A 13973-nucleotide genomic window follows, 5' to 3' on the forward strand; every position below is an offset into this window, starting at 1 on the left:
GTTTTCGAGTTCTAAATTTAAAACGGAATAACAAATAGCCCCAATTCCAAGAATTAGAATAAAAATAGAAAGGCTGTCTTTATAACTAAATTTCAAGAATTTAAAATCTTTTTGGGCTAAATACAAAAGCAAAACATAAACTGCCAATATACACAAAAAAGACCCCATTGCAGATTCACTTATATTTAATGTGGTAAAAATATCTCTAATGAAAAGCAACAAGAAAATCAATCCTTTTAAAAAAGTAATCTTGTAATTATTCGATACAAAATAAAAAATAAACAAAGAGGGAATTAAAATTGATTTACCACATAGCACTAAACCTTCATAATCCAATAACTTAAACAACACTACTAATGCTGATGTTACAAAAAACAATATAAGTGAAGGTGTACTAGCTTTCATTTAACATAGTTATAAATTGATCTTCAGAAATTATTTCAATGTTGAGCTTGCTGGCTTTTTCCAATTTAGCAGGCCCCATATTATCTCCGGCCACAACAAAATCTGTCTTGGCCGATATAGAACTACCTACTTTTCCTCCGTTATCTTCAATGGCTTTTTTTAATTCATCTCTAGAAAAAGTAGAAAAAACACCAGACACAACAAATGTTTTCCCTAAGAATTTATCTGTTGCGTTTGGATTAACTTTTTCTATAATTTCAAATTGCACACCATAACTTTTTAATCTCTCGACAATGATTTTGTTTTCATTATTTTCAAAAAAATCAATCACGCTTTGAGCAATTCTTTCCCCAATTTCATCCACCAAAATCAAATCCATAAGAGTTGCCTGTTGTAACGCATCAATATTTTTATAATGCTTGGCTAATTTTTTGGCAACAGTTTCTCCAACAAATCGAATTCCTAAAGCAAACAAAACACTTTCGAAAGGAATACTTTTTGAATTTTCAACTCCCTTTACTAAATTCTCCGCTGATTTTTGAGCCATCCGTTCCAAAGGTAAAATCTGCTCAACCGTTAATTCATACAAATCTGCGTAATTATGTACTAATCCGTTATTAAAAAGCAACGCAACCGTTTCTCCTCCAAGCCCCTCAATATCCATTGCTTTTCTCGAAATATAATGCTGAATTCTTCCGATAATTTGTGGAGGACAACCATAAAAATTCGGGCAATAATGATTGGCCTCGCCATCGTTACGAACTAACTCAGATTGACATTCCGGGCAATGGGTGATGTATTTTGTTACTACTGAATTTTCAGGACGCTTCTCTAAATCTACAGCAATAATTTTAGGAATAATCTCCCCTCCTTTTTCTACAAAAACAGTATCGTTTATTCTAATATCTAATTTTTCAATTTGATCGGCATTGTGCAAAGAAGCTCTTTTGACAATAGTACCTGCCAATTGCACTGGTTCAAGATTGGCAACTGGCGTAATAGAACCTGTTCTTCCTACTTGATATGAAATTGAATTTAGTTTTGTAGAAACCTGCTCTGATTTAAATTTATAAGCAATAGCCCATCTTGGCGATTTTGCCGTATAGCCCAACTCCTCTTGATGGCGAAAATCATTTACTTTTATTACAACTCCATCCGTTTCATAAGGCAATTCATGACGATGAACATCCCAATACTCAATAAACTTAAAAACTTCATCCAGGTTTTTTGCCAATTTCGCTTCAACAGGAGCTTTAAAGCCCCAATTCCTGGCGACTTCGAGTCCTTCAAATTGGGAATTAAAAGGTAAGTTGGGGCCAATTAAAAAGTAAAGTAAACAATCCAAAGGACGCTTGGCGACTTCGGCACTGTCTTGCAATTTTAAACTTCCAGAAGCTGTATTTCTAGGATTTGAATAGGGAGTTTCACCAATTTCAATCAATTCCTGATTCATTTTTTCAAATCCGGCAAAAGGCAAGATAATCTCACCTCGAATAGCAAACTGTTCTGGATAATTCCCTTTTAACTGCAAAGGAATTGATTTGATTGTTTTTATATTATTGGTGACGTCATCTCCTTGAAAACCATCTCCACGAGTTACCGCTCGTTTTAATTTTCCGTTTTCGTAGGTAATACTAATAGAAGCACCATCATATTTTAATTCACAAGTATATTCTAATGAAACATTCCCTAAAACTTTCTGGATTCGATTTTCCCAATCAATCAGATCTTCTTTGGAATAGGAATTATCTAAAGAATACATGCGATATTCATGAGGAACAGTTTCAAAATTCTTAGTCACCGTTCCACCCACTCTTTGCGTTGGAGAATTGGAATCAAAAAATTCAGGATGTTTATTTTCTAAATCCTGAAGCTCCTTTAATTTCATATCAAACTCATAATCAGATAATGTTGGCTTATCCAAAACATAATAATTATGATTGTGAAGATTAAGTTCTTCCCTAAGCGTTTGAATGGTTTGCAGTATATCCATAAAACAAAAAATTGGCTATTTTAGTGTATTAAATAATCTACTAAAATAACCAATTTAAACTTTAAAATTCAAATTTATCCCTCGATAATCGAATTAATTTGATTGTATAATTGACCATCACTCAAAATTGAACCTTGCTGTATCAATTGAAAAATAGAAAGATTACGCTCTTCGGTAAATTCTTTTTTCCCAATCTTCATTTCGATTGTATCTGTAAACAAATTATCACTTAGCCATTCTAAACCCTCTTTTGTCAAAAAATCAATTTCTGAAACTAACGATTTCAAAACAATCGATTTTATATGTGTATCAAAACAATGAAAAAGAAAAATGTGGTTTTTGGAAAAAAATTCTAAATAAGATGCTTTTGTAAGCACGCCTTCCCAAATCAAATCTGAAAAAACATCCAATTCCTGTTCGGCTACTTCTGGTTTATTGGCTTTGATCTGATCCCATTCCGCTTTGTCAATTGCTTGAGTCGCTAAAAAATTAGTGAACTCCTGCGTTAATTCCTCAAACTGTTCTTTGGTTAACCTAGAATATTTCATTTTTATATCTTTTGATAATTACTTAAACAAAAAAATCCCGACTTTCATCGGGATTTCAATATATACATTTAAAAATTATGCTTTTTCAGCGATAATTTCATATGCTAATTCAACGATTACATCTCTGTGCAATCTAACTGAAGCAGTATATTTACCAGTACGTTTAACAATACCAGAAGTGATAAATTTTCTGTCAATTACTTGACCACCTTTAGCTAAAGCTTCAGCGATATCAATGTTTGTAATTGAACCGAATAATTTTTCACCACCTGCTTTTGCAGAAATTTTAATTTCAATAGCTTTCAAAGTTTCAGCTAACGCTTTTGCATCAGCAACAACTTTAGCTTCTTTGTGAGCTCTTTGTTTTAGGTTTTCAGCCAATACTTTCTTTGCAGAAGAAGTAGCTAAATGAGCGAATCCTTGTGGAATTAAAAAGTTACGACCGTATCCGTTTTTCACAGTTACTACATCATCTTTAAATCCTAAATTTTGAACATCTTTTCTTAAAATAAGTTCCATGTTGTTGTCCTTTATTTGAGAAGTTAGGTTTCATTTTACCGAAAACCAACAACTATTAATTTTTAATTATTTTAATAAATCGGCCACGTATGGCATTAAAGCTAAGTGACGAGCTCTCTTAACAGCTACAGACACTTTTCTTTGGTATTTCAATGAAGTTCCTGTTAAACGACGAGGAAGAATTTTTCCTTGCTCATTAACGAATTTCAATAAGAAATCAGCATCTTTATAATCGATATATTTGATACCTGATTTTTTGAAACGACAATACTTTTTAGTTTTGTTAGTTTCTATGTTCAAAGGCGTAAGATATCTGATATCCCCGTCTTTTTTTCCTGAAGCAGATTGTTGTAATGTTGCCATGATAATTAAGCTTTTTGAGATTTAAGTTTTGCTCTTCTTCTTTCAGCCCAAGAAATAGCATGTTTGTCAAGACTTACAGTTAAGAAACGCATAACTCTTTCGTCACGTCTGAATTCAGTTTCAAAAGCAATAAGAACTTCTCCTGATACTTTAAATTCGAACAAATGGTAAAAACCACTTTTCTTGTTTTGGATTTCGTAAGCCATCTTTTTAAGACCCCAGTCTTCTTTAGATACCATTTCTGCTCCTCTACTAGTAAGAAAATCTTCAAATTTGCTTACTGTTTCCTTTACCTGAACTTCAGATAAAACGGGATTTAAAATGAAAACAGTTTCATAATGATTCATAAAAAATTTATTTATTTGTTAAATTGGGTGCAAAAGTAATCTTTTTTTTCGAACATGCAAGTACAAAAATACTATAATCGATGAATGACTAAAAAAGATTTGATTTTTTTAGATTTATTAAAAAAATAAACTATTTTTACTTGACCAAATCAAAAATTTGATATTATGAAACTAAACTGTGTAGTCGTAGATGACAGTTCAATACAAAGAATGATTATTGCAAAGTTAGTTAATAACCACACCAATTTAAACTTGATTGGTGATTTTTCTAACGCAATAGAAGCCAAAAGTTGTATGACTGTTCACACGGTAGACTTAATATTTCTTGATATTGAGATGCCTGTTATTAGTGGTTTTGATTTCCTTGATGGTTTAAAAACCAAGCCCCAGATTATCTTCATCACCTCAAAAGCCGAATATGCCATGAAAGCTTTTGATTATGACGCAACGGATTATCTACAAAAGCCAATTTCTATTGAGCGATTTAATGCATCAGTCCGTAGAGCTATTGACCATTTCCTTCTGAAGAAAGAAAACAAAGAAGACGAAGGTGAACACATATTTATTAAAAGCAATCTGAAAAAACTAAAGATATTCACGTCCAAAATCAAATGGATTGAAGCTTTTGGTGATTATGTAAAAGTAGTTACGGAAGACGACAGCAATCTTGTACTTTCGACAATGAAATCTTTTGAAAATGATTTGTCAAAAGATAAATTCATAAGGGTACACAAATCTTATATTGTAAATATAGATAAGATTGACCGCTTCAACAGTAAGTTTGCTGAAATCGGAGTAACAAAAATTCCTTTGAGCCGAAACAAAAAAGAAGATTTAGTAAAAGCACTTGCCTATTCATAAAACTTTACCTTAATAGAAATCTACATTTACAGTAACTTTTATAGCTCTGTATTGCGGGACAGCCTCAAAACTATTCAGTATCTTCTGAATAGTTTTTTTTGTATTTACAATAGAAGTATTTTGAGGTATTTTAATAATTATAGTTCTAATATACTCATTTCGGATTCTACTGATTGCAGGTTCTTCTGGACCTAAAACAGGCATAGCCAAATTTTGGCTCAGCACCTGATACAACCACATAGCACCTTCCTTTACCTTATCAAAATCACGTTGCTTCAATGTTAATTTTACAATCCTAAAATATGGCGGATATTTATAAATTTGCCTGTCATACAACTGCTCTTTATACATACCTGTATAATTGTTATTAGTAACTTGCTGTATGGTATTGTGATTTGGGTTATAAGTCTGAATAATTACCTTTCCTTTTTTCTCAGATCTTCCTGCACGTCCAGCCACTTGAGTCATCATTTGAAAACTTCTTTCGAATGCCCTAAAATCGGGATGATACAACATTGTATCTGCATTCATAATACCAACCAAATTGACATTATCAAAATCCAATCCTTTGGCAAGCATTTGGGTTCCCACCAAAATATCAAATTCCCTATTCTTGAAACTATCAATAATTTTCTCAAAACCAAATTTACCTCGGGTTGTATCCTGATCCATCCTGCCAATTTTAGCATTTGGAAAAATGGTTATCAACTCCTGTTCAATCTGTTCTGTTCCTAGACCTTTTGTGGTCAAATCTACACTATGGCAAGAATGACAATGAGTTGGATTTGCAATAGCATAACCGCAGTAATGACAGCGTAATTGATTTTTGTGCTTATGAAAGGTCAAACTCACATCACACGACTGACAATGCGGAACATGTCCGCAGGTAATACATTCAATAATTGGAGAATAACCCCTTCTGTTTTGAAATAAAATCACTTGTTCTCCCAATGACAAAGCTGTTGTTATTTCTTCTATTAAAACATCACTAAAATGACCGTTCATTTTTTTCCTAAAGTACTTATCTTTCAAATCGACCAATTCAACTTCAGGCAAGCTTACATTCCCAAAACGCTTCATAATTTCAACAAAACCAAATTTACCTGATACTGCATTATAATAAGTTTCAATACTTGGGGTAGCAGAACCTAAAAGCACTTTGGCCTGATGTGCATTTGCTAAAACAATGGCCGCATCACGGGCATGATATCGAGGTGCAGGATCAGATTGTTTAAAAGTTTGTTCATGCTCTTCATCAATAACAACAAACCCCAGATCTTGATAAGGTAAAAACAAAGCCGATCTGGCTCCAATTACAATTTGGGCTTTTTCCGCATTTAATAAAACCTGGTTCCAAACTTCGACCCTTTCATTATTACTGTACTTCGAATGATAAACAGCTACTTTATTTCCGAAATGAACTCGTAATCTTGAAACCAATTGAGCGGTCAAAGCAATTTCTGGCAACAAATACAATACTTGTTTCCCTGTGATTAAATACTCTTCTATAATTTTGATGTAAATTTCAGTCTTACCACTTGAAGTGATTCCATGCAAAAGACATACTGATTTTTGCTCAAAATTTTCTTTTATCAATTCAAAAGCTACCTGTTGGTCGGTACTTAATTTAAGTTCTCCATCCCTTCCATTTCCAGCAAAATTAATTCGGTCTTCTTGCAAAAAATACTCTTCAAAAATTTCTTTTTCGACCAATGCTTTAACAATTGCCGTAGAAGACTGAGCTGTTTCAACGAGTTTTTTTACTGTAATAGGTTTTTTCTCAGAAGCACTTAATTGGAAATAATTTAAAACTACTTCTTTTTGTTTATTGGCGTTTTTTAAAACTTCAAGTAAATCTTTTAAACCCTCATTGGAATCATATTTTGAATACAAACGAACGTATCGCACCAACTTTGGTTTATAACTTTCCTGAATTTCTTCTTGAAGTACCAGAATGTTTTTGTCTATCAATTTTTGAATTACAGGAAAAATATTTTTTTTATTCAGAATTGAAATTATATCCTGTACTTTCAAAGAACTTTGTTGTTGCAAAGCTTCGTAAACCAAATATTCATCATCTGAAAGTAAACTTTCATCAACAAATAAATCATTTTTTCTAGTAATTAACGTTTCGCTTTCCAGTAACAAAGCACTGGGCATTGCGCCTCGGTAAACATCACCAATGGCACACATATAATAATCGGCAATCCAAATCCAATGATTGATTTGAAACTCGGTTACTATAGGGAAATTGTCTAGAATTTGATGTATTTCTTTTGCTTCGTATAAAGTTGGTTTGCTATTGTGAATTTCAATAACCAAAGCAGTATAGATTTTACTTTTCCCAAAAGGCACGGTCACCCTCATTCCTTTTTTTATAAAAAGAAACTCAGCTTCCGAAACTCTGTATGTAAAAGTTTTGGCAAGTGAAAGCGGTAAAACAACTTCTACAAAATGCATTAAATAATTTTAGATTTTAGGTTTTAGATTTTAGATTAATTTACTAAAATCTAAAATCATTCTTATTTCACTCGGTACCAATATTGCGTTCTTCCAAACAAAGAAACTCCAACAAAACCTCTGACTTTTAGTTTGTCTTTTCCTTCAAGTGCAATAAGACATTTATACTCTTCCCCTTTTAATGGATCCAAAATTTTACCTCCGTTATACTCATCTCCATCCTTTACAAGACCTTTGATGATTAGTAATCCCAAAACTGGTGCATTTTTATCTTCCCCAGAACATTTTGTACAAAGAGATTTTCTTTTTTCTGGATTTAATATATCAATAATTTTCCCGTAGACTTTACCTGATTTCTCATAAATTTCCACAATTGATTTTGCTTGTCCTGTCTCATCATCAATGGTTTTCCATTTTCCTAAAACGTTCTGGCTTTGGGCATTGAAAATCATTGCAAAAAACGCAACTAAACTAAACACGATACTTTTTTTCATTTTTCTTTAATTATTGTCTCACTTTTTATTATTCCAAATGGCTGTAACCATCAACCCTTGGATTTCTTTCGACAAGAATACAAAATTCCATTTAAACAATCTCATTATATTGTTAAACTTTAATATTGTCTTTTGTCTTTTTTAACTTATGAATTGTAGCATTCAACTCGAATCCAAGCAACAAAATCATGCAGTTAATCCAGATGTAAAACATCATGATTAACAATGTTCCAATCGAGCCGTACAATTCGTTGTATTTTGAAAATCGTATCACCCAAATTCCAAAAAAATAGGAGGAAATAATTATAAGAACCGTTGTAAAAACCGAACCCACACTAATAAATGGCGGTTTGTGTGACTGTTTAGTTCCATATCGCAATAAGATAGCAGATGTAATTAAAATCATTAATATTACAAAAATATATCTTCCCATAATAATTAACGGAATGCGGTCACTTAATACATCTTGTATCGCTGTACTCTGAATCAAAACCTCAAAAACTACAATAATTGCAACTGTAAGAAGCAAAAGAACAGAAAGCAGTAATGAAATTCCCAAAGCAACAAAATATTGATTCAAAAAGCCTCTTTTTTCCAAAACATGTCGGGAAGATTCAAATCCGCCAAGAATTCCATTTATACCATTTGCCATCAAGAAAATAGAAAGTAAAAATCCCGAAGAAACCAATCCTGTGTGACTATTATTAAGAATGTCGTTTACAATATTAGCAATAGCATCATAGGTGTTTGGCGGCACGCCTTCCCTCACAAACTCCAGAAAATCGTCCTGAAATCCTTCAATAGGTATATAGGGAATTAAGTTTAAAATAAATAATGCAAAAGGAAAGAGAGCCATAAAAAAACTAAAAGCAACCGCACTGGCATGATAGGAAAATGCCCCATCAATGATTCCCTCAAAATACAATTCCAATAAATCATATAACGAAAACCCTCCTAAACCAGGCACTTTCACCTTTTTTAAGACACGCATCAAATTTCTGACTATTGGAATTTTTTCGAGTTTAGCTTCAATTAGTAAGCTCATACTATTAAATTGCTTTTAAACTTAAATCCATATTGTAAACAGAATGTGTCAAAGCTCCCGATGAAATATAATCGACACCGCATTCAGCATAAAACCTCATGGTTTCTTCATTGATATTTCCCGAAGATTCTGTTTGGCATTTGTCGCCTATTAAAGCTACTGCCGTGCGAGTATCATCATAATTAAAATTATCAATTAAAATTCTGTGAACTCCTTCACTTTTTAAAATTTCTTCAATTTCAGCGAGGTCTCTCGCTTCAACAATTATTTTTAAGTCTAAATTATTTTCCTTGAGATAGGCTTGTGTTTTGGCTATTGCCAATGTAATTCCGCCTGCAAAATCAATGTGATTATCTTTCAACATTATCATATCATACAATGCAAAACGGTGATTTTCTCCCCCACCAATTTTAACTGCCCATTTTTCGGCTACACGAAATCCTGGGGTAGTTTTTCGGGTATCTAATATTTTTGTATTTGTACCTTTCAACAATTGTACAAAACTATTCGTTTTAGTTGCAATGGCACTCATGCGTTGCATTGTGTTCAATACTACTCTTTCGGATTTTAAAATAGATTGAGAACTGCCCGAGACATGAAAAACAACATCTCCTTTTTTTACTGGAGTGCCATCTTCAATAAAGGTTTCGATTTGCATTTTAGGATCTACATATTCAAATATCATTTTGGCTAATGCAACTCCTGCAATTATCCCCTCTTCCTTTACCAATAACTTTGCTTTTCCTTGAGCATTTTCAGGAATACAGGCCAATGAACTGTAATCTCCAGATCCAACATCCTCTCTGATAGCATTTGCAATTAAGCTATTTAATTCGTTTTGAAACTCCGCTTCACTAATCATTTTTTCATTCTTTTAATGGAATGCTAAAGTAGGATTTATTTTGTGTATTAAAAAGTAAGTTCGTTTGAAAAATTTTGAATTTCACATTTACATATAACTATTTATCTCTTCAATTACTAAATCGTCAAGAGAGTTATAAAACAGGATTGTTTTTAAAAAGAAAACCTGTAAGCATTCGAGTTACTTACAGGTTTCCTATTTCCATTATTTTGGTTTTGACAACTAATTATTCAACACCATTTTGATCAATCATATAGATCAAAGCAGCCATAGTTCCTGCTCCAAGTTCTAATTCTCTTTTATTGATTGCATCAAATTTATCGTTTGCTGCGTGATGGTAATCAAAATAGCGTTGAGAATCAGGCTTCAATCCTGCTTTTACAATTGTTTTCCCAGTTAATGGCCCTATATCCGATCCTGAATGTCCTTTTACAAAACTGTGAATTAAATACGGTTCAAATAATGGTTTCCAGTTTGTAATCTTCGATAAATTAGCATCATCACATTCTAATGAAAAGCCTCTTGGAGTAAAACCTCCTTCGTCACTCTCTAAAGCAAAAATGTGGTTTTCTTTGTTTGCCAATGACAATTCTTGATACTTCCTTCCTCCCCTTAATCCATTTTCTTCATTCATAAAAAGAACTACTCGAAGTGTATTTTTAGGCTTGTAATTTAAATTTTTAAAAATATTTACCACTTCCATACTTTGCACTACTCCTGCTCCATCATCATGTGAACCATCAGCCAAGTCCCAAGAATCAAGATGACCACCTACAACCATAATATTTTCTGGATGCTCTGTTCCCTTAATTTCGCCAACAACGTTGTATGAAAGCACATCCTCAAATTGCTGACAAGATTGTTTAAAATAGAATTTTAAATTGGGATTACTTTTTAAACTCTTGCTTAACAATTCGGCTCCGTTGGTACTAATGGCAGCCGTTGGTATGTATTTTTCCTTCGGTAAATCACCATAACTTTGTCCTCCAGCATGTGGAAAATCATCTAAACGCAAATTTAAAGAACGAACAATTGTCCCTACAGCCCCATACTTAGAGGCCTCTTTTGCCCCACTATATCTTTGATCTCCAGCTCCAGAATAGGCATCAAAAGCATCAATAGCTCCATTATTCATAGGTCTGTTATAAAATACAATTTTTCCTTTTATTTTATCTTCACCCAAAGCTTTCAATTCATCAAAATTATGAACTTCAACCACTTCAGCAATTACACCATTTTTAGGAGTTGCAATTGAACCTCCCAAAGCGCAAATTGGCACTTTGATTTTGGTTTTATTGTCTTGAATATAGGCTGTTTCTTTTTCTCCACGAACCCAATGAGGTACCATAACCTCTTGCAAATACACTTTATCAAAACCTAACTTTTCCATTTGACTTTTGGTGTATTGAACCCCTTTTTCGGCTCCCTCAGAACCCGATAAGCGAGAACCTACCTTATTTGACAGATGATCCAACCAAGAATAGCATTGTGATTTTGTTAATACTGAGTTGTAAATTTCCTTAAAAAATTGTTCGTCTTTGTTTTGGGCAAACAAAGCAACACTATTTACAAAAAGTAAAGAAAGAAGTAGGCTTTTTTTCATTTTGGGTTATTCTTAATTTATAGTTTTAATTAATCGTTGTGCAATTTCGAAATTCTAAAATAAAATTGATGTTAAAATCAAAAAAAAATCCTGCTCACTTTAAAAGTTTACAGGATTTAGTTTAATCAGCTTAATTCTCCAGACAACAACATTTTACTAATTACATTGTTTAACATATAAGTCATATAAGTTTTTAATTTGAATAATATGTAGTAAAACCAATAGTTCATTTAAGCAAAGCCTTTATGCAAAAAATATTTTAAACTTATATTCCCTTTTAAACCACTAATTTGACAACTAACTTTTAAAAAAACTTACATGACTTAAATGTTTAAAATTAAATACGGTTTATTTTCGAAGTTGACTTTTTATTTAATTGGCTCAAAACTTACAGCTGTTCCTCCACCAGGAGCCAAAACTAAATTTAATTTTGACTTACTAGTAACCTCAACTGTTCTTATTTTGTAGCCCATTGGGTTATTTTTCCAATCAGCATCTTTTGCATCTTCATAAATTATGGCTTTATACTTTTGGCCTTTGTTTAAAAAATCTAATGAAACTTCAGATTTTCTGGCATTTTCATCTGTGATTGCTCCCAAGAACCAAGTCTCTTTTCCTTTGGTTTTTCTGGCAATAGTCAAATAATCTCCAGGTTCTGCTTCAAGAATTTTCGTGTCATCCCAATCCAAAGCAACATCTTTGATAAATTGAAAGGCATCCATGCGTTTTTCATAGTTTTGAGGTAAATCGGCAGCCATTTGCAAAGGCGAATACATCGTTACATACAATGCGAGTTGTTTGGTCAATGTAGTATGAACTTGCTCCGTCTTGCTTTTATCATAATAGCTCATCTTGATTTCAAAAATACCCGGAGTATAATCCATTGCCCCACCTAGAAGTCTAGTAAACGGCAAAATGGTTTCATGGCTTGGTGGGTTTCCAACACTCCAACCATTGAATTCATTACCGCGAGCTGCTTCAGCTGCAATGTAGTTAGGGTAGGTACGACTGTAACCTGTAGGTCGAGACGATTCATGAGAATTAAGCATTATTTTATAATCGGCAGCGCGTCTAGCCACAAAGTTGAAATGATTCACCATAGTTTGTCCGTCATGAAATTCACCACGAGGAATAATTTTACCCACATATCCTGTTTTTACTGCTGGATAATCGTATTTTTTCATCAAATCGAAAGCTCTATCCAAATGACGCTCATAATTAGCAACCGATCCTGATGTTTCATGATGCATAATCATTTTGATGTTTTTTTCTTTGGCGTAAGCCGCAACTTCAGCCAAATTGAAATCTGGGTAAGGAGTTGTGAAATCAAAGACTTCTTCTTTCCAATTACCGTTCCAATCTTCCCAACCTACATTCCAACCTTCTACTAATACACCATCAAATCCATTTTTGGCAGCAAAATCAATATATCTTTTGGTGTTTTCGGTGGTTGCACCGTGTTTGCCTGTAGGCGTTAAATTTTTGGTTAATTCATTTTGAGCAACTTGTGAACCTGCATAATCCCAAGTGGATACTCCAACGTGCATTTCCCACCAAATCCCAACATACTTCATTGGTTTTATATACGAAACATCATCTAGTTTACATGGCTCGTTTAAATTCAAAATCATTTGCGAACCCACAATATCACGAGCATCTTTGCTGATCATAATTGTTCTCCAAGGCGATACACAAGCCGCTTGCAAGTAGGCTTTATCACCAATTGCATTTGGCACCAATTGCGAAGTAAGTTTATAATTTGCAACATCAACATCCAAATGCATAATTGGGTAATTGATAACAGCAGCTTCAAATATATTGACATACAAACCCGAAGGAGATTTCATCATCAAAGGTGCTTGAACCCTGCTCTTGCCAAGAGCTGTCGTCACCCCTATTCCATTATTTTTATCCAATTTAGTATTATCAATTTCAGAAAGTTTTGATTCATTATAAGGGTATTCATTAGTATCAAAATCACCTGGAATCCAAAAGGCTTTGTAATCTTCGGTTAAATTAAATTGAGAAACCTCATCAGAAATTATGAAATAATTTAGTTTCTCTTGTTTTGGAAATTCATATCTAAAAGCTACGCCTTCATCATAAACCTTGAAAATGATATTCATTTTCACATTGGTTTCTTTTTGTACCAAAGAAACGGTAAGTTCATTATAATGATTTTGAATGGATGCTTTTTGTCCTAAAACCGGTTTCCAAGATTCATTGAAAGTTGTCTCTTTTGAAGACTGAATTTCAAAATTAGCATCAAGAGCCTGTTTTTCTTTGAGTTTTATTCCTAGATTACTTTCCGCAATAACGGGTTTTCCGTTGTAATTTACAGTATAAGATGGCTGTCCATTATTTACTAACTTGAAATTGACTTCAATAGCTTTGGATGGCGATTTTACGCTTTGCGCATGAAGCGAATTCAAGGCAAAAACGAAGATAATTGAAAATAAATGTTTCATTTGGT

12 protein-coding genes and 1 pseudogene are annotated in these 13973 nt (G+C 33.1%); 1 reads left to right on the plus strand and 12 read right to left on the minus strand.

Annotated features, from left to right (window positions below; all coding sequences use genetic code 11):
* From B0E44_RS01205 to rpsF, 6 genes and pseudogenes are all read right to left on the minus strand, one after another.
* Positions 1-405: pseudogene (locus tag B0E44_RS01205) on the minus strand (hypothetical protein); the annotation flags it as partial.
* Complete coding sequence (gene ligA, locus B0E44_RS01210; RefSeq protein ID WP_077370379.1) at positions 395-2398, minus strand: NAD-dependent DNA ligase LigA; 2004 nt, start codon at positions 2396-2398, stop codon at positions 395-397. The pseudogene B0E44_RS01205 and the gene ligA, both read right to left, overlap by 11 nt.
* Before the next feature lie 74 nt (positions 2399-2472).
* A complete protein-coding gene (locus tag B0E44_RS01215) occupies positions 2473-2946 on the minus strand; it encodes a DUF6495 family protein (protein WP_077370380.1) in 474 nt (157 codons plus the stop codon).
* Between the two features lie 75 nt (positions 2947-3021).
* The gene (rplI, locus tag B0E44_RS01220) at positions 3022-3465 is read right to left on the minus strand and encodes a 50S ribosomal protein L9 (protein ID WP_077370381.1); all 444 of its coding nucleotides are present in this window, start codon (positions 3463-3465) and stop codon (positions 3022-3024) included.
* A gap of 66 nt (positions 3466-3531) precedes the next feature.
* A complete protein-coding gene (rpsR, locus tag B0E44_RS01225; protein ID WP_007138295.1) occupies positions 3532-3828 on the minus strand; it encodes a 30S ribosomal protein S18 in 297 nt (98 codons plus the stop codon).
* 5 nt (positions 3829-3833) lie between these two features.
* Positions 3834-4175, minus strand: a complete 342-nt coding sequence (gene rpsF, locus B0E44_RS01230) for a 30S ribosomal protein S6 (protein WP_077370382.1) — start codon at positions 4173-4175, stop codon at positions 3834-3836.
* 165 nt (positions 4176-4340) lie between these two features.
* On the opposite strand from rpsF, the gene B0E44_RS01235 reads away from it, so the two are divergent.
* Positions 4341-5036, plus strand: coding sequence for a LytTR family DNA-binding domain-containing protein (locus B0E44_RS01235; protein ID WP_077370383.1), 696 nt, complete (start codon positions 4341-4343; stop codon positions 5034-5036).
* 9 nt (positions 5037-5045) lie between these two features.
* Here the strand turns inward: B0E44_RS01235 and priA are convergent, their stop codons facing one another.
* The 6 genes from priA to B0E44_RS01265 form a co-directional block, all read right to left on the minus strand.
* Entirely contained in the window at positions 5046-7496 is a 2451-nt protein-coding gene (gene priA, locus B0E44_RS01240) for a primosomal protein N' (RefSeq protein WP_077370384.1), read from the minus strand.
* A 62-nt stretch (positions 7497-7558) separates the two neighbouring features.
* Positions 7559-7990, minus strand: coding sequence for a DUF2147 domain-containing protein (locus B0E44_RS01245; protein ID WP_077370385.1), 432 nt, complete (start codon positions 7988-7990; stop codon positions 7559-7561).
* 112 nt (positions 7991-8102) lie between these two features.
* A complete protein-coding gene (locus tag B0E44_RS01250) occupies positions 8103-9035 on the minus strand; it encodes a YihY/virulence factor BrkB family protein (RefSeq protein ID WP_077370386.1) in 933 nt (310 codons plus the stop codon).
* Positions 9036-9039: 4 nt separating this feature from the next.
* A complete protein-coding gene (gene nadC / locus B0E44_RS01255; protein ID WP_077370387.1) occupies positions 9040-9897 on the minus strand; it encodes a carboxylating nicotinate-nucleotide diphosphorylase in 858 nt (285 codons plus the stop codon).
* A 226-nt stretch (positions 9898-10123) separates the two neighbouring features.
* Positions 10124-11500 carry a M28 family peptidase gene (locus B0E44_RS01260; RefSeq protein ID WP_077370388.1) on the minus strand — a complete coding sequence of 459 codons (1377 nt, stop codon included), beginning with the start codon at positions 11498-11500 and terminating at the stop codon, positions 10124-10126.
* Positions 11501-11868: 368 nt separating this feature from the next.
* Entirely contained in the window at positions 11869-13968 is a 2100-nt protein-coding gene (locus B0E44_RS01265) for a glycoside hydrolase family 97 protein (RefSeq protein WP_077370389.1), read from the minus strand.
* Between the last annotated feature and the right edge of the window lie 5 nt (positions 13969-13973).

Source organism: Flavobacterium sp. A45, from assembly GCF_002001005.1.
Classification (GTDB): domain Bacteria; phylum Bacteroidota; class Bacteroidia; order Flavobacteriales; family Flavobacteriaceae; genus Flavobacterium.